General features: G+C 74.2%; 24 protein-coding genes. 12 read left to right on the top strand and 12 right to left on the bottom strand.

Features of this window, described 5'->3' with window-relative positions:
- The first annotated feature begins 89 nt into the window (after positions 1 to 89).
- Positions 90 to 731: a TetR/AcrR family transcriptional regulator gene (locus ACZ4V6_RS15775; protein ID WP_467827144.1), complete on the top strand. Its 642-nt coding sequence runs from the start codon at positions 90 to 92 to the stop codon at positions 729 to 731.
- Here ACZ4V6_RS15775 and ACZ4V6_RS15780 read toward each other — a convergent pair.
- Both ACZ4V6_RS15780 and ACZ4V6_RS15785 read right to left on the bottom strand, forming a co-directional pair.
- Positions 715 to 2049, bottom strand: coding sequence for a PP2C family protein-serine/threonine phosphatase (locus tag ACZ4V6_RS15780; protein WP_467827147.1), 1335 nt, complete (start codon positions 2047 to 2049; stop codon positions 715 to 717). The two genes, ACZ4V6_RS15775 and ACZ4V6_RS15780, sit on opposite strands and share 17 nt — an antisense overlap.
- Complete coding sequence (locus ACZ4V6_RS15785; RefSeq protein WP_467827150.1) at positions 2027 to 2857, bottom strand: alpha/beta fold hydrolase; 831 nt, start codon at positions 2855 to 2857, stop codon at positions 2027 to 2029. The genes ACZ4V6_RS15780 and ACZ4V6_RS15785 overlap by 23 nt, the downstream gene beginning before the upstream one ends.
- Before the next feature lie 122 nt (positions 2858 to 2979).
- On the opposite strand from ACZ4V6_RS15785, the gene ACZ4V6_RS15790 reads away from it, so the two are divergent.
- Together ACZ4V6_RS15790 and ACZ4V6_RS15795 are read left to right on the top strand one after the other, a co-directional pair.
- Complete coding sequence (locus ACZ4V6_RS15790; protein WP_467827153.1) at positions 2980 to 3693, top strand: ArsR/SmtB family transcription factor; 714 nt, start codon at positions 2980 to 2982, stop codon at positions 3691 to 3693.
- 65 nt (positions 3694 to 3758) lie between these two features.
- A complete protein-coding gene (locus tag ACZ4V6_RS15795) occupies positions 3759 to 4739 on the top strand; it encodes a DMT family transporter (protein ID WP_467827392.1) in 981 nt (326 codons plus the stop codon).
- Here ACZ4V6_RS15795 and ACZ4V6_RS15800 read toward each other — a convergent pair.
- The 7 genes from ACZ4V6_RS15800 to ACZ4V6_RS15830 form a co-directional block, all read right to left on the bottom strand.
- Entirely contained in the window at positions 4736 to 5833 is a 1098-nt protein-coding gene (locus ACZ4V6_RS15800) for a Zn-dependent alcohol dehydrogenase (protein WP_467827156.1), read from the bottom strand. The genes ACZ4V6_RS15795 and ACZ4V6_RS15800 overlap by 4 nt on opposite strands.
- Before the next feature lie 22 nt (positions 5834 to 5855).
- Positions 5856 to 7244 (bottom strand): aldehyde dehydrogenase family protein, encoded by a 1389-nt coding sequence (locus tag ACZ4V6_RS15805; protein WP_467827159.1) that lies wholly within the window; start codon positions 7242 to 7244, stop codon positions 5856 to 5858.
- A 339-nt stretch (positions 7245 to 7583) separates the two neighbouring features.
- A complete protein-coding gene (locus ACZ4V6_RS15810; RefSeq protein ID WP_467827162.1) occupies positions 7584 to 8858 on the bottom strand; it encodes an MFS transporter in 1275 nt (424 codons plus the stop codon).
- Between the two features lie 43 nt (positions 8859 to 8901).
- Positions 8902 to 10329 (bottom strand): CitMHS family transporter, encoded by a 1428-nt coding sequence (locus ACZ4V6_RS15815; RefSeq protein ID WP_467827165.1) that lies wholly within the window; start codon positions 10327 to 10329, stop codon positions 8902 to 8904.
- A gap of 151 nt (positions 10330 to 10480) precedes the next feature.
- Positions 10481 to 12718, bottom strand: a complete 2238-nt coding sequence (locus ACZ4V6_RS15820) for a molybdopterin oxidoreductase family protein (RefSeq protein ID WP_467827167.1) — start codon at positions 12716 to 12718, stop codon at positions 10481 to 10483.
- Positions 12719 to 12836: 118 nt separating this feature from the next.
- Positions 12837 to 13454: a TetR/AcrR family transcriptional regulator gene (locus tag ACZ4V6_RS15825; RefSeq protein ID WP_467827170.1), complete on the bottom strand. Its 618-nt coding sequence runs from the start codon at positions 13452 to 13454 to the stop codon at positions 12837 to 12839.
- Positions 13451 to 14065 (bottom strand): hypothetical protein, encoded by a 615-nt coding sequence (locus tag ACZ4V6_RS15830; protein ID WP_467827173.1) that lies wholly within the window; start codon positions 14063 to 14065, stop codon positions 13451 to 13453. The genes ACZ4V6_RS15825 and ACZ4V6_RS15830 overlap by 4 nt, the downstream gene beginning before the upstream one ends.
- Before the next feature lie 161 nt (positions 14066 to 14226).
- Here ACZ4V6_RS15830 and hmgA point away from each other — a divergent pair, with 161 nt between their 5' ends.
- Genes hmgA through ACZ4V6_RS15845 form a run of 3 tightly spaced genes read left to right on the top strand, consistent with a single transcriptional unit; the run spans position 14227 to position 17500 of the window.
- Positions 14227 to 15543, top strand: a complete 1317-nt coding sequence (hmgA, locus tag ACZ4V6_RS15835) for a homogentisate 1,2-dioxygenase (protein ID WP_467827175.1) — start codon at positions 14227 to 14229, stop codon at positions 15541 to 15543.
- 27 nt (positions 15544 to 15570) lie between these two features.
- A complete protein-coding gene (locus ACZ4V6_RS15840; RefSeq protein ID WP_467827177.1) occupies positions 15571 to 16320 on the top strand; it encodes a GntR family transcriptional regulator in 750 nt (249 codons plus the stop codon).
- Between the two features lie 22 nt (positions 16321 to 16342).
- Complete coding sequence (locus ACZ4V6_RS15845; RefSeq protein ID WP_467827180.1) at positions 16343 to 17500, top strand: type ISP restriction/modification enzyme; 1158 nt, start codon at positions 16343 to 16345, stop codon at positions 17498 to 17500.
- An 11-nt stretch (positions 17501 to 17511) separates the two neighbouring features.
- Here ACZ4V6_RS15845 and ACZ4V6_RS15850 read toward each other — a convergent pair whose 3' ends face one another.
- Positions 17512 to 18216, bottom strand: coding sequence for a TetR/AcrR family transcriptional regulator C-terminal domain-containing protein (locus ACZ4V6_RS15850; RefSeq protein ID WP_467827182.1), 705 nt, complete (start codon positions 18214 to 18216; stop codon positions 17512 to 17514).
- Between the two features lie 63 nt (positions 18217 to 18279).
- Here ACZ4V6_RS15850 and ACZ4V6_RS15855 point away from each other — a divergent pair, with 63 nt between their 5' ends.
- The gene (locus ACZ4V6_RS15855; RefSeq protein WP_467827184.1) at positions 18280 to 19224 is read left to right on the top strand and encodes an ATP-binding cassette domain-containing protein; all 945 of its coding nucleotides are present in this window, start codon (positions 18280 to 18282) and stop codon (positions 19222 to 19224) included.
- Positions 19221 to 20042, top strand: a complete 822-nt coding sequence (locus ACZ4V6_RS15860; protein ID WP_467827186.1) for an ABC transporter permease — start codon at positions 19221 to 19223, stop codon at positions 20040 to 20042. Before ACZ4V6_RS15855 ends, ACZ4V6_RS15860 begins: the two co-directional genes overlap by 4 nt.
- 155 nt (positions 20043 to 20197) lie before the next feature.
- Here the strand turns inward: ACZ4V6_RS15860 and ACZ4V6_RS15865 are convergent, their stop codons facing one another.
- Positions 20198 to 20467, bottom strand: a complete 270-nt coding sequence (locus ACZ4V6_RS15865; protein ID WP_467827188.1) for a hypothetical protein — start codon at positions 20465 to 20467, stop codon at positions 20198 to 20200.
- A gap of 564 nt (positions 20468 to 21031) precedes the next feature.
- Between ACZ4V6_RS15865 and ACZ4V6_RS15870 the strand changes: the two genes are divergently transcribed.
- A complete protein-coding gene (locus tag ACZ4V6_RS15870) occupies positions 21032 to 21460 on the top strand; it encodes a hypothetical protein (protein ID WP_467827190.1) in 429 nt (142 codons plus the stop codon).
- Here ACZ4V6_RS15870 and ACZ4V6_RS15875 read toward each other — a convergent pair.
- Positions 21444 to 22250, bottom strand: a complete 807-nt coding sequence (locus tag ACZ4V6_RS15875) for an SGNH/GDSL hydrolase family protein (RefSeq protein ID WP_467827193.1) — start codon at positions 22248 to 22250, stop codon at positions 21444 to 21446. The genes ACZ4V6_RS15870 and ACZ4V6_RS15875 overlap by 17 nt on opposite strands.
- Before the next feature lie 619 nt (positions 22251 to 22869).
- Here ACZ4V6_RS15875 and ACZ4V6_RS15880 point away from each other — a divergent pair.
- Genes ACZ4V6_RS15880 through ACZ4V6_RS15890 form a run of 3 tightly spaced genes read left to right on the top strand, consistent with a single transcriptional unit; the run spans position 22870 to position 25512 of the window.
- The gene (locus ACZ4V6_RS15880) at positions 22870 to 23697 is read left to right on the top strand and encodes a glycosyltransferase family 2 protein (RefSeq protein WP_077799533.1); all 828 of its coding nucleotides are present in this window, start codon (positions 22870 to 22872) and stop codon (positions 23695 to 23697) included.
- Complete coding sequence (locus ACZ4V6_RS15885; RefSeq protein ID WP_467827196.1) at positions 23694 to 24704, top strand: glycosyltransferase family 2 protein; 1011 nt, start codon at positions 23694 to 23696, stop codon at positions 24702 to 24704. Before ACZ4V6_RS15880 ends, ACZ4V6_RS15885 begins: the two co-directional genes overlap by 4 nt.
- Positions 24697 to 25512 (top strand): polysaccharide deacetylase family protein, encoded by an 816-nt coding sequence (locus tag ACZ4V6_RS15890; protein ID WP_467827199.1) that lies wholly within the window; start codon positions 24697 to 24699, stop codon positions 25510 to 25512. The genes ACZ4V6_RS15885 and ACZ4V6_RS15890 overlap by 8 nt, the downstream gene beginning before the upstream one ends.
- Positions 25513 to 25592: the final 80 nt, after the last annotated feature.

A 25592-nucleotide genomic window follows, 5' to 3' on the forward strand; every position in this document is an offset into this window, starting at 1 on the left:
CAGAAGACGGATCCGGACAGACGTCTCTTGAAAGCCGGACATTTAAATTAGCACTGCTAGTTTATGGTCGCAGCCCTACTATGTGCGCCATGGCCCGACCGCGCAAGCCCCTGCTCAGCACCGACCGGATCGTCGAGACGGCCCGCGCGCTGGTGGACGCGGAGGGCCTCGCGGCCGTCTCCACGCGCCGGCTCGCGGCGGAACTGGGGGTCAGCGGGCCCTCGCTCTACAACCACTTCCGCACCAAGGACGAGATCCTGGAGGCCGTGGCCGACTCGGTCAGCGCGCAGGTCGACCTGTCGATGTTCGAGGACGGCCGGGACTGGCGGACCGCACTGCACGACTGGGCCGTCTCCTACCGGGCGGCCCTGCGCGACCACCCCAACATCGTCCCGGTACTGGCCCACGGACCCGGCCGCCGCCCCGCCGCGCTGCACCTCGCGGACGCCGTCTACGGCGCGATGGTCGCGGCGGGCTGGCCGCCGGCGCAGGCCACGTCCATCGGCGCGCTGATGCGGTACTTCGTCATGGGCTCCGCGCTCGGCTCCTTCGCCCGGGGTTTCCCGGACGACGCCAGCGCCTACGACCCCGCCGACTACCCCCACCTCGGCAAGGCCCATCTCCTGGCCGAGCAGCAGGAGAAGATCGACGAGCGGGCCTTCGAGACCGGGCTGACGGCGCTGCTGGACGGGCTGGCGCAGCAGTACGAGCGGCTCACGCGGGACGGCTAGGGACGCCCAGGGCGAGGAGGGCGGTGTCGTCGTCGACACCGTCGCCGAGCTTCTCCAGCAGTGCGGCCACGGCGGCGATCACGTCGCCGGGCGCCGTCGACGCCTGCCGGGCGGCGAAGTCCCGGAGCCGCTGTTCACCGTAGAGGACGGCGCGGCCGGGGTCCGTGCGGGCCTCGGTCAGGCCGTCGGTGTAGAGCAGCACGGTGTCGCCGGGTCCGAGGACGGTCGTGGCGGGGGTGAAGGAGGCGTCGCGCAGCGCGCCGACCAGCATGCCGCCGGGAGTGGTGAGGTAGCCGGCCCGCCCGGGGCCGTCGACCGGGGCACCGGCCCGCAGGACGAGTGCCGACGGGTGGCCGCCGGAGGCGAGGCGCACCGCGGCGCGGCCCCGGTCGGCGTCCGGTTCGACGACACCGACGACGGCAGTGCAGTGGCGCGGGTCCGCCTCGTCGCCGTAGCGGTCGTACAGGACGGCGTTGAGGGTGGTCAGGGCACTGACCGGGTCGGAGTCGTGGAAAACGGCCGCCCGCAGGGTGTAGCGGGTGAGGGAGGTGACGGCGGCGGCCTCGGGGCCCTTGCCGGTCACGTCGCCGAGGAAGAACGCCCAGCGCCTGGCGTCGAGGGCGAACAGGTCGTAGAAGTCGCCGCCGAGCCGGTCGGGTGACGCCGTGTAGTAGTACGAGGCCACCTCCAGGCCCGGGACGGTGGGCAGCTCGGCGGGCAGCAGGGCCTGCTGGAGCACGGCGAGGGCGTCGGTCAGCCGGGCCCGGTCGGCCTCGGAGCGGGTGCGTGCCGCCTCCGCATCCCGCCGCACCGCCTCGGCCAGGTCGCGGGCCTCGTCGGCGGCCGTCCTGCGGCGCAGCAGTTCCTCCTCGTAGGCGCGTCGGTCGGACGCGTCGAAGACGGTGGTGCGGATCAGTACCGGTTCGCCGTCCGCGTTCCGTTTGACCGCGGCGGACACCAGCACCGGTAGTCGTCCGCCCGTGGCCGTCCGCATCTCCAGCGCGATCCCGCCGATCTCGCCCCGCAGGCCCAGCAGGGGTGCGAAGTGGGTCTCGTGGTAGAGGCGGCCACCGACGGTGAGCAGGTCGGAGAAGCGCGTCCGGCCCACCACCTCGCTCCGCTCCAGGCCGAGCCAGTCCAGCAGCGTCGCGTTGACCTTGACGATGGTGCCGTCCATGGCCGTGGACAGGAATCCGCAGGGGGCGGAGTCGTAGAGGTCCTCGGCGCTGTCCTCCGGGCCCGGCACGCCACCGGTCGGCGCCGTCCGCCCGCCCCGGCCGGCGCCGGGGGCGGGGTCAGGGGGCTCGGCGGGTGCCATGGACGCGGTCCAGGAAGTAGAGCAGGGCGTCGGCGGTGGCCTCGGGGGCGCTGAGCCGGGGGCAGTGTCCGGTGGCGTCCGGGGTGACCAGACGGGCGCCGGGGACACGTGACCGCACGAAGGCGCCGCCTTCCCGGGGAGCGATGGCGTCCTCGGCGCGTTCGAGGACCGGCGTGGGCACCTTCACCCCCTCCAGGTCCCCACGGGCGTCCGAGAGGAACGTGGTGCGCGCGAAGACGCGGGCCATCGCCGGGTCGGTCGCGCAGAAGCTGTCGGTGGGTTCCCGGCCCGGCTCCGGCCGGTCGGGGTCGCCCATGACGACCGGCGCCGTCGCGGACGACCGGCCGAGGTGGTTCGACTCCGGCGAGGCGAGCGGTTCCTCGACGTCGGCCGCCGTGAAGCCGCCGCGGTACCCGTCGTCGTCGAGGTGGCGCGGGGAGGGGGCGACCATGGCCGGGGAGCCGATGCGGTCGGGTGCCGCGCGGGCGGCCAGGACGCCGGCCGTCGCGCTCACGGAATGCCCGACGAACGTCACCCGCCTCAGGTCCAGCGCCCGCAGGACGTCGACCGCGTCCTGCGCGTGGCCGTCCAGCGACGCGTACCGCTCGGGGACCCAGGCCGACAGGTCGGAACGGCCCGAACCGACCTGGTCGAACAGGACGACCTTGCAGCGCCCGGCCGGCCGGGGCACCACCAGGCACCACATGTTCTGGTCGCAGCCGAAGCCGTGCGCCAGGACCACCACCGGCCCGTCGGGATCACCGGTCACCGTGACGTGGTTCCGGTGCCGTACGTCCGTGTCCACCATGCCGCCTCCCACTCGCGCCCTCTTCGTACCCTTATGCCCTCCAATGAATCGAAAAGAGCGCTTGTTTCCCCGGCCTGAACCCTTCGGCGCCCGCCGAAGGGTCCGTGCCGCATCCTGGACGCATGACCGACAAGGACGGTGAAGCGCCCGGGCTCGCGCGGCTGGCGGGGCTGATCGCCGACGAGACCAGGGCCTCCTGCCTGCTGGCGCTGCTCGACGGGCGGGCGTGGACCGCCGGCGAACTGGCCCGGCACGCGGGGGTCGCCGCGTCGACGCTGAGCGAACACCTCGGCAAACTCGTCGCGGGCGGCCTGCTCACCGAGGAGCGGCAGGGGCGGCACCGGTACGTCAGGCTGGCCGACGAGCGGATCGCGCACCTCGTGGAGGACCTGGCCGCACAGGTCGCGCCCGAGGCGGCCACGCGGCGTCCGCGCACCCTGCGGGCGTCGAGCGCCGGGTCGGCGATGGCCCGCGGGCGCACCTGCTACGACCACCTCGCCGGGCGGCTCGGGATCACGGTCACCGACGCGCTGACCGGGCGCGGGCTGCTGCGCCAGGACACCGGCTTCGCGCTCACCGACGCGGGGCTCGGCTGGTTCGACGCCGCCGGGATCCGCCTCGACCGCACGAACCGCCGGCCGCTGGCCCGCGCCTGCCTGGACTGGACCGAACGCCGCCCCCACCTCGCGGGCGTCGCGGGCGCGGCCCTGTGCCGGCACGCCCTGGACGCGGGCTGGTGCGTGCGCATCGGCTCGGAGCGGGCGGTGAAGGTGACGCCGGCGGGCGAGGACGCGCTGTCCGGGCTGCTGGGCATCGACCCGGCGCTGCTGCGCTGAGCGCGGGCACCCCGTCCGGAACCCGCCGGTCCCACGCCCCCTTCCTGCCTAGCCTCTGGAGCATGATGAGCACCGCCCCGTCCCGCCGTGCCGGCCTCCTCGCCGCCGGCGCCGCCACCGTCACCGTCGTCCTGTGGGCCTCGGCCTTCGTCTCCATCCGCAGCGCGGGCGAGGCCTACTCGCCCGGCGCGCTGGCGCTCGGGCGGCTGCTGTCGGGCGCGCTGACGCTGGGGGTGATCTGCCTGGTGCGCCGGGAGGGCCTGCCGCCCCGGCCGGCCCGGCGGGGGATCGTGATGTCCGGGCTGCTGTGGTTCGGCTTCTACATGGTCGTCCTGAACTGGGGCGAGCAGCAGGTGGACGCCGGTACGGCCGCCCTGGTGGTGAACGTCGGGCCGATCCTCATCGCGCTGCTCGGCGCCCGGCTGCTCGGGGACGCGCTGCCGCCGCGGCTGGTGGCGGGGATGGCGGTGTCGTTCGCCGGTGCGGTGACCGTGGGCCTGTCGATGTCCGGCGAGGGCGGTTCCTCGCTGTCCGGGGTGGTGCTGTGCCTGCTGGCGGCCGTGGCGTACGCGGGCGGGGTGGTCGCCCAGAAGCCGGCGCTGGGCCGGGCGAGCGCGCTGCAGGTGACGACGTTCGGGTGCCTGGTCGGGGCGGTGGTCTGCCTGCCGTTCGCCGGGCAGCTGGTGCGGGAGGCGGCGACGGCGCCCGCCTCCGCGACGCTCAACATGGTCTACCTGGGCGTGTTCCCGACCGCCCTGGCGTTCACGACGTGGGCGTACGCCCTGGCCCGGACGACCGCCGGCCGGATGGGCGCGACGACGTACGCGGTGCCCGCCCTCGTCGTCCTGATGTCGTGGCTGGCGCTCGGCGAGGTGCCGGGGCTGCTGACCCTGGCGGGCGGGGCGCTGTGCCTGGCGGGCGTGGCGGTGTCGCGGTCCAGGAGGCGCGCGGCGGCGGCTCCGGAACCGGGCGGGGCCCCGGAGCCGGGCGGGACTCCGGAGCCGGGCGGGACTCCGGAGCCGCGCCCCGCGGACGCGAGGCGTTAGAAGACCACCAGCGCCCGGCCGCCCTTGCCCGCCAGCATGTTCTCGAAGGCCGCCGGGATGCCGTCCAGGGCGATGCGTTCCGTCACCAGGGCGCCCAGGTCGAGGCGGCCGGCGCGGACGTGCTTGGCCAGTACGGGCAGGTCGCGGGCCGGATCGGCGTTGCCGTAGACGCAGCCGGACAGGGTGCGGCCCCAGTGGAAGATCTCCAGGGCGTTGAAGGTGACCTGCTGGTCCTTGCCGCCGATGCCGACGACCGTGGTGCGTCCGCCGCGCCGGGTGGAGTCCCAGGCGGTGCGGATGGTGACGGCCCGGCCGACGCACTCGACGGCCGCGTCGACGCCCTGCTTGCCGGTGAGGGCGCGGATCTCGCGGGCGGTGGTGTCGGAGGCGACCAGGTAGTCGGTGGCGCCGGCGGCGCGGGCCAGTTCCTCCTTCTCCGGGGAGACGTCGACCGCGACGATCTTCGACGCGCCCGCGATCCGGGCCGCCTGGAGGGTGGCGAGGCCCACTCCCCCGACGCCGAACACGGCGACCGTCTCGCCCTCCCGGACCTTCGCCGAGTGGTGGACGGCGCCGTAGCCGGTGAGGACGGCGCAGCCGAGCAGGGCGGCGTCGGTGAGCGGGATGCCGTCCGGACAGGGCAGGACGCAGGACGCGGGCACCACCGTCTCCTCGGCGAACGCGGCGACGTTCAGGCCGGGGTGCAGGCCGGTGCCGTCGTCGGCGCGGCGGGCGTGCGTGTTCGCGGCGCCGGCCAGGGCGTCGGCGCACAGCCAGACCTCGCCGAGCGAGCAGGGGTGGCAGACGCCGCAGGACGGGGCCCAGTTGAGGACGACGCCGTCGCCGGGCGCGACGTGGGTGACGCCCTCGCCGACGGCGACGACCGTGCCGGCGCCCTCGTGGCCGAGGACGGCGGGCAGCGGCACGCGCATGGTGCCGTTGGACAGGGACAGGTCGGAGTGGCAGACCCCGGCGGCGGCGAGCCTCACCCGGACCCGGCCGGGGCCGGGCTCGGGCAGCTCGATCCCGGTGACCTCCAGCGGGGCGCCTACGGCGGGTACGACGGCGGCACGGACAGCGGTGCGGACGGCCATGACGTGAACGGCTCCCCTGGGTCTAGAACTGGAGGGACTTGGTCTGGAGGTACTCGGTGAGGCCGTGCGGGCCCAGTTCGCGGCCCACGCCCGACTGCTTGTAGCCGCCGAAGGGCGCCAGCGGGTTGAAGCGGCCGCCGTTGATGTCGACCTGGCCGGTGTCCATGCGGCGGGCGAAGGCGACCGCCTCCGCCTCGTCCCCGGCCCAGACGGCCCCGGCGAGGCCGTACACCGTGCCGTTGGCGATCCGCAGGGCGTCCTCCTCGTCCTCGTAGCGCAGGAGGGACAGGACCGGCCCGAAGATCTCCTCCTGGGCGATGGTCATGTCCTCGGTCACGTCGGCGAAGACGGTCGGGCTGACGAACCAGCCCCGCTCGCGCGGGGATTCGGGGCCGCCCGCGACGAGGCGGGCGCCCTCGGCGACGCCCTTCTCGATGTAGCCGCGCACCCGCTCCCATTGCTTGGCGTTGACGACCGGGCCGATCCGGTCGCCGTACTTCGCGGCGGCCTCGGCGGCGAGCGCCACGGCCTCGTCGTACCGGTCGCGGTGGACCAGCATCCTGGTCCAGGCGCTGCACGTCTGGCCGGAGTTGGACATGACGTTGGCGACGCCGACGTTCACGGCCCTGGCCAGATCGGCGCTCGGGAGGATCACGTTGGCGGACTTGCCGCCGAGTTCGAGGGCGACCTTCTTGACGGCGGCGCCGGCGATCGCGCCGATGCGCCGGCCGACGGCGGTGGAGCCGGTGAAGGAGACCAGGTCGACGTCCGCATGCTCGGCGAGGGCCTGGCCGGCGACCGGGCCGAGGCCGGTGACCAGGTTGAAGACGCCCGCGGGGACGCCGGCCTCGTGCACCGCCTCGGCGAAGAGCTGGGCGGTGAGAGGGGTGTCCTCGGCGGGCTTCAGGACGACCGTGCAGCCCGCCGCCAGCGCCGGGGCGACCTTGGCGACGATCTGGTGGAGGGGGTAGTTCCAGGGGGTGATGGCGCCGACCACGCCGATCGGCTCGTGGTGGACGACGGAGTTGCCGATCCTCTCCTCGAAGGAGTACGTCGCCGCCAGCTCGGCGTAGGAGCCGGCGACCGCGATCGGGGCGCCGGCGTGCACGGCCTGCGAGAACTGCAGCGGCGAGCCCAGCTCGGCGGTGACGGTCTCGGCGATCTCGTCCTTGCGGGCCACCAGCACGTCCCGCAGGGCGGCCAGACGCGCGGCGCGTTCGGCGGGCGGGGTGGCGGCCCAGCCCGGCAGGGCGGCGCGGGCGGCCCGTACGGCGGCGTCCACGTCCAGGGCGGTGCCGGCGGGGACCTTGCCGATCACCTGCTCGTCGGCCGGGTTCACCACGTCGATCGTGTCCCGGCCGTCGGCGGGGCGCCAGGCCCCGTCGATGTACATGCCGTCGTGTGCCTTCATCGCGTTCCTTCCGGGCGGGCATCGTCGTCCGGCCCCAAACTAGCGCCGATAGTTTTACGGCACCAGGGGCGGCCACCATGGTGGCGCGGTTCACCCTCCCGGAGGGCCGGGTGCCGACGGGATCACTCCTCCGGGCCCGGCGGGCGCCGGGCCGGTCCACACGCTCGGGGCGCCGGGCGGGCGGCCGTCGGGGCGGCGCCCCCGGACGACAGTCCCCGGCCGCCCGGGTCCGGCGGAGACCGTCCCGGGCCGCCCGCGCGACGCCGACGCCTCCTCCGGCGACCGGCGGCAGGACGTCGGCCAGGACGAGTGCGGCCGCCTCCCTCGTGGTGGCCGCCGTCATCCCCCGTGGCCCGGCGGGCCCTCGCGGCGGCCGCGGCCCTGTCGCGCCGTACGACGCGCCGTACGGGCCCGGCCGGGGCCGTCGGCGGACGCGCGGTCGGGCGCCGGCCCGGCCGGGGAGCGCAGGGCGACGCCGGAGGACAGCAGGAGGAGGGCGCCGAGCATCACGAAGGGCGCGGCCACGCCCGCGACGCCGGCGATCAGACCGGCCGCGGCGGGCGCGGCGACCTGGCCGAGGCGGTTGCCGGTCAGGCGCAGGGCGAGGGCGGTGGAGCGGGCCTCGTCGGGGGCCGCCTGGACGACGGTCGTCATGGACAGCGGCTGGCCGACGCCCAGGCAGAAGCCGAGGACGACGAGCATCACGCCCAGCGCCCACACCGGCACCGGCAGCGCGACGCCGGCGCACAGCACGGCCGCCAGCAGACAGGTGACCGTGAGCAGGAGGGTGCGGCCGAGCAGGCGCAGCAGGGGCGTGAGCACCAGCCGGCAGGCGATCGTGGCCGCGGCGCGCAGGCTGAGCAGGGCGCCGATCACCGCCGGGGAGATGCCCCGGTGTTCGCCGACCACCGGCAGGTAGGCGGTGAGGACGTCGGTCGCGGACAGCACCGACAGGCTGATCAGGATGCCCGCGGGCACGCCCCGGGACCGCAGGATGCCCGCCACCGGGACGCGCGGTCCCGGTTCCCTGCGGGGCCCGGCGGCCGCCGGGTGCTCTGTGCGCCACAGCGAGGTGAACGCGACCGCCGCGACCGCGCCCGCGACGACCAGGGCGAGCGCGCTGGTGCCGGCCATGTCCCGGCCGCCGATCAGGGCACCCGCCGCGACGGGCCCGACGAGCTGCCCGAGCGAGGCGCCGATGGTGAAGTGGCCGAAGTTGCGGTCCTGTTCGTGCGGCGCGGACTGGCGGGCGACCAGCGACTGGGCGCCGATGACGAAGCAGAGGTGGCCGAGGCCCATGACGCCGCTCCACAGCGCCATCGCCCACAGCGATCCGGCGACGCCGCTCAGCACGCAGCCGCCGGCGATCAGGACGACGCCGGCGGGCAGCAGCGGGGCGCAGCGGCCGTGATCGGTGCGGCGGCCCAGCGGCACGGCGGCGAACAGCGGAAGCAGCGCGTACACGCCGGCGATGACGCCGACCGCCCGCTCGTCCGCGCCCAGCGCGAGGGCCCGGTAGGAGACGGCGGGCCGGGCCATCGACACCGCCCCCTGCGCGAAGCCGAAGGCGATGACGAGGCGGAGCAGCCAGCCGCGGTTCCCACCGGGCCCCATGGTCGTTTCCTTTCCGGACCGTCCCGGAGAACCGGGCCGGTGATCAGATGATGCCGAACAGGATGCCTGCCGCGAGGATCACCAGGCTCGTCAGGACCGCCCACTTCACCACGAACTTCGTGTGGTCGCCGAACTCGACCTTGGCCATGCCGACCAGGACGTAGACGGCGGGGACGAGCGGGCTGGACATGTGCAGCGGCTGGCCGACGATCGAGGCGCGGGCGATCTCCAGCGTCGACACGCCGTGCGCGTGGCCGGCCTCGGCGAGCACCGGCAGGACGCCGAAGTAGAAGCCGTCGTTCGACATGAAGTAGGTCAACGGCAGGCTGAGCAGGCCGGTGACGAGGCCCATGTGCGGGCCCATGCCGTCGGGGATGGTGTCCACCAGCCAGTTGGCCATGTGGTCGACCATGCCGGTGCCGGTGAGGACGCCGGTGAAGACGGCGGCGGCGAAGACCATGCCGGAGACGTTGAGGACGTTGTCGGCGTGGGCCGCGATGCGGGCCTTCTGGTCGGGGACGTGCGGGAAGTTGACGGTGAGGGCGAGCGCGGCGCCGATCAGGAACAGCACCGGGATCGGCAGCAGCTCCATGATCATGGCGGTGAGCAGGGCGACCGTGAGCAGCGCGTTGAACCAGTACAGCTTGGGGCGCAGGGTGGCCCGGTGCGGGTCGAGGCCCTGGAAGCCGTCGTCCGCCGCGCCGTCCCGGCCGGCCGGGCCGCCGGAGCCCGCGGCGGGCGCGGACGCCTCGCCGGTGCCGGTGCCGGAAGCCTTGCCCGTGCCGGCCGCCGCGCCGGCGCCGACCAGCACCGTCTCGGTCTCGTCCTCCCGCACCAGCACCTCGTCCAGCGTCAGGGTGCCGAGCCGCCGGCGCTCGCGCACACCGAGGACGTAGGCCAGGACGACGACCGCGACCAGTCCGGCGGCCAGGGCCGGGATCATGGGCACGAAGACGTCGGTGGCGTCGACCTTCAGCGCGGTGGCGGCGCGGGCGGTGGGACCGCCCCAGGGCAGGGTGTTCATCACGCCGTTGGCCATCGCGGCGACACCGGTCATCACGACCAGGCTCATCTTCAGGCGCTTGTACAGCGGGTACATCGCCGAGACCGTGATCATGAAGGTGGTCGAGCCGTCGCCGTCCAGGGAGACGATCGCGGCCAGCAGCGCCGTACCGACGACGATCCGCATCGGGTCGGCCCTGCAGAACCTCAGGATCGCGCGGACGATCGGGTCGAACAGCCCGACGTCGATCATCACACCGAAGTAGACGATCGCGAACATGAGCATCGCCGCGGTGGGGGCGAGGCTGGACACGCCGTCGATGACGTAGTCACCGAGGTGGGCGCCCTTGCCGACGAACACGCAGAACAGCGCGGGGATCAGCACGAGCGCCGCGATCGGCGACATCTTCTTCATCATGATCAGGACCAGGAAGGTCGCGATCATGGCGAAGCCGAGGATGGTCAGCATGAGTGAGTACCTAACGTTCGCCCTTGAACATCCCACCGGGGCAGGCGGTGCGAGCGACGTTAGGGGGCGCGAAGTCGCGTTAACAAGATGTTGACACGCGAGCAATAAGCGCAGAACTCCAGGTCACGGCTTTGCTCAGCCCAGGGCCGGGTCAGCGCCGGGCCGCGGGGAGGAGTTCGACGGGGACCCCGTTGAGGACCGCGTTGCCCGAGAGCGGGTCGAGCAGGCTGCCGTCGAGGAGCTGGTTGACGTTGACGCCGGGGTCGCCGGCGGCGTGGGTGAGGCGGGTGCCGGGGCGGTCGTGGCCCCAGCCGTGCGGGAGGCTGACCACGCCCGGCCGGACGGTGTCGGTGACCTCGGCGGGGGCGGTCACCTCTCCCCCGGCGCCCTTGACGCGCACCGGCTGACCGTCCCGTACGCCGAGCCGGCCGGCGTCGTCGGGGTGCAGGTGCAGGGTGCAGCGGTTGGAACCGCCGGTGAGGGCGGGGACGTTGTGCATCCAGCTGTTGTTGGACCGCAGGTGGCGGCGGCCGACCAGGACGAGCCCGGCGGGGCGCTCGGCCATGGAGCGCCTCAGGCGCGGCAGGTCGGCGGCGATCGGCGCGGGCAGCAGCTCGATCCTGCCGCTGGGGGTCTTCAGCGGCTGCGGCAGGCGCGGGCGCAGCGGCCCGAGGTCGATGCCGTGCGGGTGGGCGAGCAGGCGCTGGAGCGACAGTCCGTCGGGGCGGGCGCCGAAGCCGTCGCCGTAGGGGCCGAGGCGGAGCATCATGTCGAGCCGCCGTTCGGGGCCGTCGACGCCGGTGAGGCGGACGGCGAGGTCGTGCGGGTCGCGTCCGTGCACGGGTGAGTGCGGGTCCCGCACGGCCTTGCCGAGGGTCTGCTCGATCACCATGGCGTCGACGGCGGCGGGGTCGGCGCCGTGGGCGCCGGTGGCGGCGAGGACCAGCCGGGCCAGGATCTCGGTCTCGGCCATGCGGCCGGGTTCGAGCGGGACGGCGGGACGGGTGTAGCGGACCTGGTTGCGCACGGCGAGGGTGTTGAAGGCGAAGTCGTGGTGGGGGCTCTGGGCCGGCGGGGGCGGCGGCAGCACGACGTGGGCGTGGCGCGAGGTCTCGTTCAGGTACGGGTCGACGCTCACCATGAAGTCGAGCGAGTCCAGCGCCTTGTCGAGCCGGTCGCCGTCGGGTGCGGACAGGACGGGGTTGGCGGCGATCGTGATCAGCGCGCGGACCGGCTCGCCCCGGTCGGTCGTGGTGTCGATCTCCTCGGCGAGGGCGGACAGCGGCAGCTCGCCCTTCGCCTCGGGGTGCCGGCTCACCCGGGAGTGCCAGCGGCCGAGCGCGAAGCCGCGCCCGGGTCCGGCGGGGCGGGGTGTCCGGTCGGTGGCGGCCTGCGGGAAGAGGGCGCCGCCGGGCCGGTCGAGGTTGCCGGTGAGGATGGTGAGGACGTCCACGAGCCAGCTGGCGAGGGTGCCGTGCGGGACGGTGCAGCTGCCGATGCGGCCGTAGACGGCGGCGGCGGGGGCGGCGGCGAGTTCACGGGCGAGGGCGCGCGTCGTGGCGGCGTCCACGTCGCAGGCGGCGGCGACGGACTCCGGGGTGAAGTCCCGCACGGCCCGGGCGAGTTCACCGACCCCCTCCACGTGGGGCTCGAGGGCGCCGAGAGCCACCAGGTCCTCCTCGAACAGGACGTGGGCCATCGCGGCGAGGAGCAGGGCGTCCGTGCCGGGGCGGATCGCCACGTGCCGGTCGGCGAGCTTGGCGGTGCGGGTGCGGCGCGGGTCGATGACGGTGAGGGTGCCGCCGCGGGCCCTGAGGGCCTTCAGCCGGCCGGGGAAGTCGGGCGCCGTGCACAGACTGCCGTTGGACTCCAGCGGGTTGGCCCCGACGAGGAGCAGGTGGCCGGTGCGGTCGAGGTCGGGCACGGGGATGGCGTTCGCGTCGCCGTACAGCAGGCCGCTGGAGACGTGCTTGGGCATCTGGTCGAGCGTGGAGGCGGTGAAGAGGCTGCGGGTGCCGAGCGCGCCGACCAGGACGGAGGGGTAGAGGGCGCCGGCGACGGTGTGCACGTTGGGGTTGCCGAGGACGATGCCGGCGGCGTGCGGTCCGTGCCGTTCGACGACGGGGCGGACACCCGTGGCGACCGCGTCGAAGGCTTCCTCCCAGGTGGCCTCGCGCAGCTCGCCGTCCCGGCGCACGAGGGGTGTGCGCAGCCGGTCGGGATCGGCGTCGAGGGCGCCGAAGGAGGCGCCCTTGGGGCAGACGAACCCGCGGCTGAAGACGTCGTCGCGGTCACCGCGGGCGGCGGTGACCCTGGTGCCGTCGACGGTCAGCGTCAGGCCGCAGGTGGCCTCGCACAGGGGGCAGATACGCAGGGCGGTGCGGGGCACGGGTCCTCCCGGAGGGCGGCGGTGACGCGCGGACGTGGAACCTCGCAGTGAGCATACCGACCGGTAGGCATGGCGGGGAGGGGTCCGGAGGACCCGGGAGCGACGGCCGCCCCGTACGTCAGTCGAGCACCCGCCCCAGATACGCCGCCAGCAGCTCCCGGGCTTCCTCGATGATCGCGTCGTCGCCGTCCGGCGCCACCCGGAAGGCGAGCTGGACGAGGGTGTCGGCGGTCTCCACGGCGACCAGGAAGGTGCGGCGCAGGGTGTCGTCGGGGCGACGGCCGAGGTGGCGGGAGAACAGCTCGGTGATCCGGTCGGCGACGCGGTGGTTGGGCTCGGCGTGGCGGCCGCCGACCGGTATCTGGTTGCCGAAGTCGACGAGGGAGAAGCCGGGCGCGGTCCGCTTCATCGTCAGGTACTCGTCGAGCACGGCGTCGAGGGCGTCGCGCCAGCCTCCGTCGCCGGCCTCCGCCAGCCGCTCGGTCACGCGCTCGGCGTAGCGCTCGAGGTTGCGCTGGGCCAGCGCGTCGGCCATCTGCCGCTTGTTGCCGAAGAAGCGGTACACCGAGCCGATGGGGACGCCGGCGCGCTGGGCCACGGCCCGGGTGCTCAGCGCGTCGTAGCCGACCTCGTCGAGGAGGGCGGCGCAGGCGTCGAGGATCCTGGTCAGCCGTTCGGCGCTGCGCCGTTGGACGGGGGCACGACGGAGCGGGGTCGCGTGGGGCACGTGCATCATGATGCCTTTCCGCCGCGGTCCGGGGAACCGTGACCTCCGGTACGCGGGCGGGCCGCGGCGACGGGCCGGGCCGCGTCCTCGCGGAGCGCCGGCTCCGTGACCCCGGTCGGCTCCGCGTCCGAGGCCGTGATGTCCGCCGTGCTCTCCACCGGCTCGCCGTCGACGGCCCAGACGGTGCCGTCGTCGGCGTACAGGCGCGCGGTGACGTGGTGGGTGCCGCGCGGGACGAGCCCGGCGGCGAGGCGGTGGCGCGGACCGCGCAGCGGGGTGACGAGGTCTCCGTCGACGAAGAGGTACGCCACACCGCGGCCGGTCACGGCCGTCGCCTCCGTGCCGGCCGGCGAGAACCGGAAGTTGCGGACGGTCAGGCGGACGTCCCAGCCGTCGTCGACGGTGGGCTGCACCTCGATGCCGACCTCGGGCGCGCGCCCGGCGTCCGCCTCCCGGTAGCGCCGGCCGTCCTCGTCGGTGTCGCCGAGGAGTCTGCCCGCCGACGTCGACGACGCCCCGGCCCCCGGCTCTCCCCCGTCACTGCGGCCGCAGCCCGCGGGTCCGGTCGGCAACAGGACACAGACCGCGAGCGCGGCGGCTGCTCCCCGCGTCCACGACATGCCGGGAGAGTAGAACACCGGTCCGACACTCCGGATCCCCCAGGGGTCTGGTTCCGGTCATCGTCCCCGAGGAGGAGCGCGAAGGTCCGCTCTCCCCCTTGCGCCCGGGAAACCGCAATCCTACGGTGAGGCATAGGAATCAGAGGGCGAGGGAGCGATTCATGAGCGGGGACGCGCGGAAGACCGCGGAGGGTTTGACCTACCTGTCCGGTTTCGGCAACGAGCACGGTTCCGAGGCCGTGCCGGGCGCACTGCCCGAGGGCCGGAACTCGCCGCAGCGGGCGCCCCTCGGGCTGTACGCGGAGCAGCTCAGCGGCACGGCGTTCACCGAGCCGCGGGCGCACAACCGGCGCTCGTGGCTGTACCGCATCCGTCCCTCGGCCGCGCACCCGGCGTTCGCCCGGACCGGCAACGGCGCGATCCGCACCGCCCCGTTCACCCAGTGCGTGCCGGACCCCAACCGACTGCGGTGGAACCCGCTGCCCGAGCCCGACGCGGGGACGGACTTCCTGGCGGGCCTGTGGACCCTCGGCGGCAACGGCGACGCGACCCAGCGCACCGGCATGGCCGTGCACCTGTACCACGCCAACGCCTCCATGGAGCGCGTCTTCAGCGACGCCGACGGCGAGCTGCTGATCGTCCCGGAGCGCGGCGGGCTGCTGCTGCGCACCGAGTTCGGGCTGCTGCACGCCGAGCCGGGCCACGTGGCGCTGATCCCGCGGGGGGTGCGCTTCCGCGTGGAGCTGCTCGACGCGGACGCCCGCGGTTACGTCTGCGAGAACTACGGCGCCCCCTTCACCCTGCCCGACCTCGGCCCGATCGGCGCCAACGGCCTCGCCAACGCCCGGGACTTCCGGGCGCCGGTCGCCGCGTACGAGGACGTGGAGGGGCCGGTGGAGGTGGTCAACAAGTTCTGCGGCAACCTGTGGTCCGCGACCTACGGCCACTCCCCGCTCGACGTGGTCGCCTGGCACGGCACCCACGTGCCGTACGTCTACGACCTGCGCCGCTTCAACGTGATCGGCACGATCTCCTACGACCACCCCGACCCGTCGATCTTCACGGTGCTCACCTCCCCGTCCGACACCCCGGGCCTGGCGGGCGTCGACTTCGTGGTCTTCGCCCCGCGCTGGCTGGTCGGCGAGGACACCTTCCGGCCGCCGTACTTCCACCGGAACGTGATGAGCGAGTACATGGGCCTGATCGAGGGCGCCTACGACGCGAAGGCGGAGGGCTTCGTGCCGGGCGGCGGTTCGCTGCACAACATGATGTCGGCGCACGGCCCGGACCGGGAGACGTTCGACCGGGCGAGCGCCGCCGAGCTGAGGCCGCAGAAGATCGACGACGGGCTGGCGTTCATGTTCGAGACCCGGTGGCCGGTGAGCCTCACGCCCCAGGCGGCCCGCGCCGAGCACCTGCAGCAGCGCTACGACGACGTCTGGCAGGGCCTGGAGCGTCACTTCCGCCCCTTGCACTGAGGATTCCCCTACCGGTACGGATGGCCCGTGACCTCCTTCGCCCCGGACTCCATCGTCCTGAACCGCAAGCTGCCGCTCTGGTACCAGGTGTCGCAGTCGCTGCGCGCCTCGATACTCGGCCGCTCGCCCCGGGACCCGCTGCGCCTGCCCACGGAGGAGCAGTTGGCCGGGCACTACGGGGTGAGCGTGCTGACCATGCGCCAGGCGCTCAAGGAGCTGGAGGACGAGGGGCTGATCACCCGCCACCGCCGGCGCGGCACCTTCATCGAGCCGCACGTCAGGCGGGGCGCCCCGGTGCGGCTGCTGGGGTCGGTGGACGCCATCGTGGCCCAGCAGTCCGGCATGAAGGCCGAGCTGCTGGACCACGGCACGGCTCCCGTGCCGCCCGGACTCTCCGAGTACTTCCCGGACCTGACCGAGGCGGCCACGTACCACCGGCTGCGCTGCGACGAGAAGACCGGCGAGCCCACCAACCACGCCCGCAACTGGGTCCGTCCCGAGGTCGCCGCCCGCATCGACCGGGACGACCTGGCCCGTTGGCCGATGACCAAGGTGCTGCGGGACGTGGTGGGCATGGACATCAGCCGGATCACGGACACCGTCGAGGCCCGGCTCGCGGACCCGGAGACGGCGCGGCTGCTCGAGGTCCCGCTGCTCAGCCCGATCCTGCACTACACGGGCATCACGTACGACACGGCGGGGCGGGTGCTGGACGTGGCCGTCATCCACTACCGGGGGGACCGTTTCTCCTTCACGGTCACGCTGGACGCCACCTGAGGCCGTGGCGCCCCGTCGTACGATGCCGGGCGTGACGCACGACGACGCTCCGCGGCCGGCGGACCTCATGCCGTGGTCCGTCGCACCGCCGCGGCTCGGCCGGGGCTGGCCGGCGGCCCCCGACCCGGCGTCCCTGAAGGCCCGCTGGGACGCCCTGGTGGAGGCGGAGGGACCCGACCGCGAGGCCCTGTTCGAGCCGACGCGCTCGCGCACGCTGCACACGGCGGTCGGACAGCTGCCGGGCGCGTCCGGCGGCACCGGCCGGCTGCTGCGCGCCTCGGGGCCCTGTCCGGAGCCGGTCCGGGTGCTGCGCGCGCCCTTCGACGAGCAGTGGCTGATACCCGATCAGCGGCTGATCGACGCGGCCCGTCCCGAGCTGTGGCGGGTGGCCGACGAACGGCAGGTCTTCGTCGTGGAGGCGGCCGACGCCGCCGGCCCCCTGCTGCTCGCGACCTCGCTCCTGCCCCTGTTCGGTCCGGCCCGCGTCCGCCCGCTGCACCGGCGCCCCGGCGGGGCCGAGCCGAACCTGGCCCCCGGGCTGCTGGACCACCTGGCCGGCCGGCTCGGCCTGCGCCCCGGTCCGCTGGACGTGCTGGCGTGGATGGTGGCGGCCGTCCGTCCCGGCCCCGTGGTGCCGCTGACCGCCGATCCCGGGCAGTGGGAGCACGGCGTCGCGCTGGGCCGCCGCGCGCTGTGGCTGATGCGGCGCGACGGCGAGCGCCCCAAGCTGCCCGGCGGGCGCCGCCCCTACGTCCGCGCCCCGCTGCCCGCGCGCCCGCTGACCCTGCGCTACGACCGGGACGGGGAGACCCTGCACCTGGACGAGGGCCGCATCTGTCCGGTGCCGCCCGGCGCCTGGGACTTCGAGGTGGGCGGGGTGCGGGTCCTGGAGCAGTGGTTCGCGGCCCGCACCGCCGAGGGCGAGCCGGGCACGCTGGCGGCGATCCGCCCGGCCGGCTGGCCGCAGGCCTGGACGTCCGGGCTGCTGGAGCTGATCACGCTCCTCGCCCTGCTGGCCGAACTGCGCCCGCGTTGCGCGGAGCTGGCGGTGACGGATCCGGTCACGGCCACGGAACTGCGCGCCGCGGGCGTGCTGCCGGTCCCCGGGGCCTCCCGCAGACCGGCCTCGGTCCTGGACGGCCTCGAGGAGGGCCCCGAGGGACAGCTGGCGCTGCTGTAAGGCCCGTCGGCCTACCCGAACCCGTCCAGCACCCGCTCCAGCGCCCGCACGAAGACCGCCTCCAGGTCGATCGGACCGGCGTCCTCCGTGAAGGAGGCGGCCAGTCGCGGATAGGCGCCGCTCGCGATCTGCCGGCCCAGGTAGGCGATCCGCGCCGCGTCCTCCTGCTCCTGGGTCCAGGGCAGCGAGCGGGTGCGCTCGGCGGTGGCGAGTTCGTTGCCGACGTAGGTCGTCACCACGCCGTTCACCATCGCCACCAGTTCCATCTTCGTGCCGTAGGGCGCGTCGAGGGGGTCGAGGCAGGCCAGGCAGTGCTCCAGGTAGCGCAGGGCGTTGGGGCTGAAGCCGTAGACCGGGGACATCAGGCGCGGGATCCAGGGGTGGCGGTGCATCAGCGCACGGGTCCGGTGCGCCACCCGGAGCATGTCGGCGCGCCAGTCGCCGCTCGGCTCCCACAGCTCGTGCTCCCCGCTGACGGCGTCCATCATCAGCTCGTACAGGTCCTCCTTGCGGGGGACGTAGTTGTACAGCGACATGGTGCCGCAGCCCAGTTCGGCGGCGACGCGGCGCATCGAGACCGCGTCCAGGCCCTCGGCGTCGGCGATCCGGACCGCGGCGGCGGCGATGTCGGCGCGGGAGTACGCCGGTCTCGGCCCCCGGCCGGTGCGCTCGGGGCGCGCCCAGATCACTTCGGGTACGGCCGCTCGGCCCGCCATCTTTCATCACCTCGGCCACCATCCTAGTTACGTACACCGTACGTAGTGCGCTATGGTCGCCTCATGACTACTACGTACGCTGTACTTAGTGAAGGTCTGGAGAAGCGCTTCGGCGACGTGCGCGCCCTGCGGGGGCTGGACCTCGCGGTGGCCGAGGGCACGGTGTGCGGGCTGCTCGGACCGAACGGGGCGGGCAAGACCACGGCGGTGCGGCTGCTGACCACGCTGCTGCGGCCGGACGCGGGCTCGGCGCGGATCGCGGGGCACGACCTCGTACGGGAGGCCGCGGCCGTCCGCCGCCGGATCGGCGTGACCGGGCAGTACGCCTCGGTCGACGGGGACCTCACCGGACGCCAGAACCTGCGGCTGTTCGCCCGGCTGCACCGGGTGCGGGACGCCTCCGCGCGGGCCGCCGAGCTGCTCGACCGGTTCGGCCTGGCCGAGGTCGCCGACCGGCCCGCCTCGACCCTGTCGGGCGGTACGAGACGACGCCTCGACCTGGCCGCGAGCCTGGTCCGCCGGCCCGAGGTCCTCTTCCTGGACGAGCCGACGACGGGGCTGGACCCCGCCAGCCGGAACCAGATCTGGGACGCCGTGCGCGCCCTGAAGGAGGACGGCACGACCGTGGTGCTGACCACGCAGTACCTGGAGGAGGCCGACCGTCTCGCCGACGACATCGCCCTGGTCGACCGGGGACGGGTGGCGCACACGGGGTCGCCGGCCGAGCTCAAGGCACTGGTCGGGGCGCACGCGGAGGCAGTCGTCGCGGACGCGGACGCCGTGGAGCGGGCGGCGGCCGTCCTCGACCGGCTCACCGGGGCGGAGCCGGTGCTCGACCACGAGCGCCTGACGGTCGGCGCGGTGAGCACCGATCCGACCCTCACCCTCCCGCGCCTGGTGCGCGAACTCGACGCGGCGGGCGTGCCCCTGGTGGACGCGAGCCTGCGCCCGCCGACCCTGGACGACGTCTTCCTCCGCCTGACCGGCAGCAAGGAGCTCGCGGCATGAGCACGACGACGGGAACGACGACAGGCATGACCGGGCCGTACGACCTGGCGCACGACGGCGCCGCGATGCTGGGCCGGCAGCTGCGGCGGATCCGGAACAACCCGGGGCTGATGGTCCTCACCCAGACGATGCCGGTGACGATGCTGCTGTTCTTCGGCTACGTCTTCGGCAGCGCGCTGGCGATGCCGGGCGCGGAGTACCGGTCCTTCCTGGTGCCGGGCCTGCTGGTGGCGACGGCGGCGAACGGGATCATGACGGGCATGTTCCAGGCCGCCCAGGACACCCACCGGGGCGTGACGGACCGGCTGCGCACCCTGCCGGTGAGCCGGGCGGCGGTGCCGCTCGGGCAGTCGGTCGCGGACGTGCTCGTCACGGCCGCCGGGACGGTGCCCTTCCTGCTGGTCGGGCTCGCCGTGGGCTGGCGGGTGGAGGGCGGCGCGCTCGGCGCGGCGGGGGCCGTGGGACTGTTGCTGCTGTTCCGGTTCGCGACGACGTGGATCGGGATCTTCCTGGGGCTGCTCACCCGGAGCGAGGAGGCCGCCGGTCAGCTGGGCGGGGCGACGTTCGTCCTGCCGCTGCTGTCCAACGCGTACATCCCGACCGAGGGTCTGCCCGGGTGGCTGCGCACGGTCGCGGAGTGGAACCCGATCAGCGCGGTGACCACGGCGCTGCGCGATCTCTTCGGCAACGCGCCGGTGCCCCGGGGGGCCGCCTGGCCGGTGGCGCATCCCGTCGCCGGGTCGCTGGCCTGGTGTGCGGTACTGCTCGCGGTGTTCGCGCCGCTCGCCGTGCGCCGGTACGCGCACGGCGAGCGCTGAGCGGACCGGCTCCTCGTCACCGCCGGGCGGGGACGCGGCGGGACGGGGGCGTGCCCGCACCGGGGATCACACCGGGGGCGCCACCGCGTGCCGTGGGGATGACGGACGGGTGCGCGGCGCCGTGCCGGGACGGTGCGATCGCCGTGGCGCGGACCTCAGTTGCCGCCGAACAGCGAGCGGCGCAGTCGGCGCAGGGGCGCGAAGAGCGAGACCCGGCGGACCCGGGCGCCCCTGCTGCTGCGCTGGTGCGCGGGCTCGCGCGCGGTCAGTTCGCGCATCAGCGACGTCGCCTCCAGCGTCTCCCGCTGCGGGAGGGCGGGGCCTCCGAGCACCGCGAGATGGCGGTCGAGGCGCGAACTGGTCGCGCTGCTCCCGCAGGTGATCGCGGGCACCCTCGCCCTGCTGCGCACTGTTATCTGTTCCATGTCACTCCCCACCCGTACGAGTCCACCCGGCCCGGGCAGGGTAACCCTATCGTCCCGGTGAGGCAGCCGTGTATCGCGGTCACAGGATTCACCTTCCCCGTAAGGGTGTTGACGATTACTCTCCGAATCCAGCAGATTCCAGGGCGAGTTGGACAACACGCCTGTTCGCCGACCGGACCGGGGTCCCATCGGACCCGGCGGTCACGGTCAGTCACGTGACGGACCGGCCCGGTCCGGCGCGATCGGGGGGCGTGTCGCCGCCGCGTCCTCGCTCCCCCCGGCCACGGAGACGGCCGTGGCGGACCGGCCGTCCGCGCCGCCCGTCGCACGGACGTCCGGGGCCGGCGGGACGTGGGCGATCTCACGCGCCCGGGCCGGTGCGCGTCCGGCGTGCCCAGGCTCCGGCCGGCCCGTACGGCGCGTGCCGTGCCGGCCGTCGGCGCCGGGCGGCGTTCGGGGGCGGCGCCGGGCCGGACCGACGGCAGTACGGAGCCGAGCCCGTCGACCGGTTCCGGGAACGGCGGTTCCGGGAGCAGTCCCCCGCCGCAGTCGGTGACGGTGTCCGTGACGGGCTCGCACACCCGTCACTCGGGGAGCCGTCCCCCGCCGGACGACCGGGCGCCCGCCTTCACGGCGGCGTTCACGGCGGGGCGGCTGCCGGCGCGGGTCGGCTACCGCTGGGTGACGGAGGACGGGAAGGTCTCGGACCCGGGCCGGAAGTCCCTGTCCTTCCCCGCGGGCGGTGGCCGCTCGCGGCAGGACACCGTCGTCGTGACGACGGACGACGACGGCGGCGGCGCGTCGGAGGGCGCCGTCCGCGTGGAGGTGCGGGAACCGGTGGGGGCCGTGTCGGACGCGGTGGCGTTCTCGGTGACCTGCGGGACAAAGACGAAGACGGAGACGGAGACGGAGACGGAGACCCCGACGGGCGGGGCCTCCCCTCCTCCGGCTCTTCCGCTTCCCCTTCCGCTTCGGATCAGGCGGCGCTGTTGAGGACCGGCAGGTAGCCGCCCGACTGGCCGGCCGCGGTCGGGTGGTACGACTCGCCGATGTTGAGCCAGTTCACGCTGTGCAGCCAGGAACTTCCGGAGCAGATCTCGTGTCCGGTGAACGGGGGACGCACGTCGCCGAAGGTGAAGCCGTGGTCGGCGGCGCGCTTGGCGATGGTGGTGTTGAGCAGGTCGGCGGCGTCGTTGATCGCCTTCCGCTTGGTCTCGGAGAGGCCGACGCAGGAGGTACCGAGCCGGTAGAAGCGCGGGTAGCCGATGACGACGACGCGGGCGTTGGGGGCCTTGCTGCGGATCGCCGAGTAGACGGTGTCGAGGTTGCCGGGCAGGGTCTGGTCGACGTACGCCCGCGCGGTGGCGACCCGCGACAGGCAGGAGCTGTCGGACTGGAGCACACAGGTCGTCATGACGTCGGCGAAACCGGCGTCGTTGCCTCCGACGCTGATCGAGACGAGGCCCGTGGAGGAGCCGAGCGGGCCGAGTTGTCCGGCGAGAACATCACCCGTACGGGCGCCGGAGCAGGCGGTGAAGTCGAACGACGAGGGTGAGTGCGTGGCCGCCCACAGGTACGGGTAGGCCTTGGTGCTGCGCTTGCAGTCGCCGGAGGAGCTGAGGTAGCTGCCCGCTCCGACGCCGGAGGAGTAGGAGTCGCCGAGGGCCACGTAGCCGCCGGCGACCGCGGCCGGGGACGCCTGGGCGGCCGCGGCCCCGGTGAGGGCGGTGCCGGCGGCGAGAAGGACCGAGGTCAGGAAGCCGACAAATCGGGAACGTCTCATGGAGCCTCCCTCTAGCAGGATCTCTGCCTCAACCGTGGTAGCAGCTACGCGTGTTGATAGGAAGTGTCCATGCCAATAATTGGCTGACGGTGATTCAGAATCGGACGAAAGCCAACGGGAACACCAGTGCCGTCTTGACGCTCTCCGGCGGGCTGGGCCACATTGAGGTCCGGCATCTTGGGCTTCAGGGGGCAAAGCGGAACGGTCCGGGGACCCGCTTCCGCGCGAGATCGCCGCTCGAGAAGAACGGATGACGGCAAAACAACAAAAACGTGAGGCCTCGTTTCAGGTCTTGCCATAGAGGTTCAATCGTCAATACCGTCATACATCTCCCGCATCGGTACGTCGGCAAGCGGCCCAGGGGAGGGCTCGAGGCCGCGGCGGACCGGGCGGAGCGCGGTAGGGGGGTGCCGTGCTCGGTGACCACATCGGTGGCCGGGCCGTGCCGCGCGGTCGGCTGCCGTCTTCCTTGTCGGCGTCGACAGGCTTTGCCAGCTCACCTGGCACGCACGGGGGTCCGTACGCCGTCGCGCCATGGGTGAGAACCCCCCTTTCGAACCGGATACAGAGCCGGACCGCCCTGGGGCGGGCGGTCCGCCGGACGAGAGGGATCAGACTCATGAGCTCAGTCCTGCAGCCGGCGGCGACGGACAACGAACCGACACCCGCCGGGAAGTACCGGCCCGTCTCCTCGCACCTGGCCATCGCTCCGCCGGTGAGCGTGGTCATCCCCGCGATGAACGAGGCGGAGAACCTTCCCTACGTCTTCAAGACGCTGCCCGACTGGATCCACGAGGTCGTCCTCGTGGACGGCAACTCCACCGACGGCACCGTCGAGGTCGCCCGGGAGCTGTGGCCGGACGTCAAGGTCGTCGAGCAGCGCGGCAAGGGCAAGGGCGACGCGCTGATCACCGGCTTCGAGGCGTGCACCGGGGACATCATCGTGATGGTCGACGCCGACGGCTCGGCCGACGGCCAGGAGATCGTGTCGTACGTCTCCGCCCTCGTCTCGGGCGCCGACTTCGCCAAGGGCTCCCGCTTCGCCAACGGCGGCGGCACCGACGACATGACCTTCATCCGCAAGCTCGGCAACCGCGCCCTGTGCGCGGTCGTCAACCGGAAGTTCGGCGCCCGCTACACCGACCTCTGCTACGGCTACAACGCGTTCTGGCGGCACTGCCTGGACAAGATCGACCTCGACTGCACCGGCTTCGAGGTCGAGACCCTGATGAACATCCGGGTCGTCAAGGCCGGCCTGAAGGTACAGGAGATACCCAGCCACGAGTACCTGCGCATCCACGGCGTCAGCAACCTGCGCGCCGTGCGGGACGGGCTGCGGGTGCTCAGAGTGATCCTCGACGAGCGCTCCAACCGGCGTGCGCTGCGCAGCCGTACGCACTCGCCGACGCTCGTGTCGGCCGGCTCGGCCCGGAGGAAGGTGTCTTGAGCACGGCCGGCACCCCCCTCACGATCTCCGTGGTGGTCTGCGCCTACACCGAGGACCGCTGGGAGGACGTCCTCGCGGCGGTCGCCTCGGTGCGGGCGCAGTCCCACCCGGTCCTGGAGACGCTGCTGGTCGTCGACCACAACGAGGCGCTCCGGGACCGGCTGGCCAAGGAGTACAAGGACGTCCCGGACGTGCGGGTGCTCGCCAACGCGGGCCCGCGCGGCCTGTCCGCCGGCCGCAACACCGGCATCGCGGCCTCGCGCGGCGAGGTCGTCGCCTTCCTCGACGACGACGCCGTGGCCGAACGCGACTGGCTGCGGCACCTCGCCGCCGGGTACGCCGATCCGGCGGTCATGGCCGTCGGCGGGCGCACGGAGCCCGTCTGGGCGTCGGGGCGCCGGCCGGACTGGTTCCCGGAGGAGTTCGACTGGGTGGTGGGCTGCACGTACCGCGGCCTGCCGCCCGGCCGGGTCCGGGTGCGCAACGTGCTCGGCGGCAACGCCTCGTTCCGGCGCGAGGCGTTCGACGCGGCGGGCGGCTTCGCGACCGGCATCGGACGCGACGGCGACAAGCGCCCGCTGGGCTGCGAGGAGACGGAGCTGTGCATCAGGCTCTCCCGCGCCCGGCCCGACGCGGTGCTGCTGATCGACGACCGGGCGGTGATCCACCACCGGGTGCCCGGGGCGCGCGAGCACTTCGGCTACTTTCGCACCCGCACCTACGCCGAGGGCCTGTCCAAGGCGCTGGTGGCCCGGAGCGTCGGGGCGGACAAGGGACTGGAGTCCGAACGCCGGTACGCCACCCGCGTCCTGCCGGCCGGGGTCGTGCGCGGCCTGCGCGACGCCGCGCTGGCCCGGCCGGGCGGCGCGCGCCGGGCGGGGGCGATCGTCGCCGGGGTGCTCACGGCGGCGGGCGGCTACCTGGTGGGCAGCGTACGGGCGCGGCGGGGCGGGGCCGCCTTCTCGGTGGCGCCCGTCGAGCCGGCCGAGGGGGGCGCGCATGGCTGAGGTGTCCGTGGCCGACGCGCGGGTGCCGGTCCTCATGTACCACGCGGTCGCGGCCGATCCGGGCAGGGCGACCCGCGCCCTGTCCGTGACCCCGGAGGCGTTCGCCGGGCAGATGGCGGCGATCGCCGACCGCGGCCTCACCCCGGTCGGCACCGCGGAGCTGGCGGCCGCCTGGCGCTCCGGCGGCCCGCTGCCGGAGCGGCCGGTCCTCATCACCTTCGACGACGGCTACGAGGGCGTGCACCGGCACGCGCTGCCCGTGCTCGCGAAGCACGGGTTCCCGGCCACGCTGTTCGTCACGACCGGCTGGCTGCGCGGCCCGTACGACACCGGGGGCGCCCCGGACACCATGCTCGACTGGGGCCAGGTCCGCGAACTGGCCGCCGCGGGCGTGGAGATCGGCGGGCACAGCCACACCCATCCGCAGCTCGACCAGCTCGGCGGGGAGCGGCTGCGGTACGAGCTGGTCCACTGCAGGGAGATCCTCGCCGACCGACTGGGCGGCGCGCCGGTCTCGTTCGCCTATCCGTACGGCTACTCGGACCGCCGGGTGCGGGAGGCGGTCCGCGAGACGGGGTACGCCCAGGCGCTCGCCGTCGGCAACGGCCTGGCGCGCCGCCGCCAGGGGCCGTACGCCCTGCGGCGGGTCACCGTGCGCCGCCGCACGGGGCCCGAGGAGTTCGCCCGGCTGCTCGAGGGGCGCGCGATCGCCCGCACGTTCGCCCGCGACCGTGTCCTCACCAAGGGGTACGCCGTGCTCCGCGGGACACGCCGGGCGTGGGCGCGGATGCCGGGGGCCGGTGCCTGAACCCCCGGCCGCCCCGTGCCGCGGACGCCGCGTGCGCCCGGGAAACCGGGTGCACGCGGCGTCCGCGTGCCCGATCATGG

Source organism: Streptomyces sp. NPDC029152 (assembly GCF_055564355.1).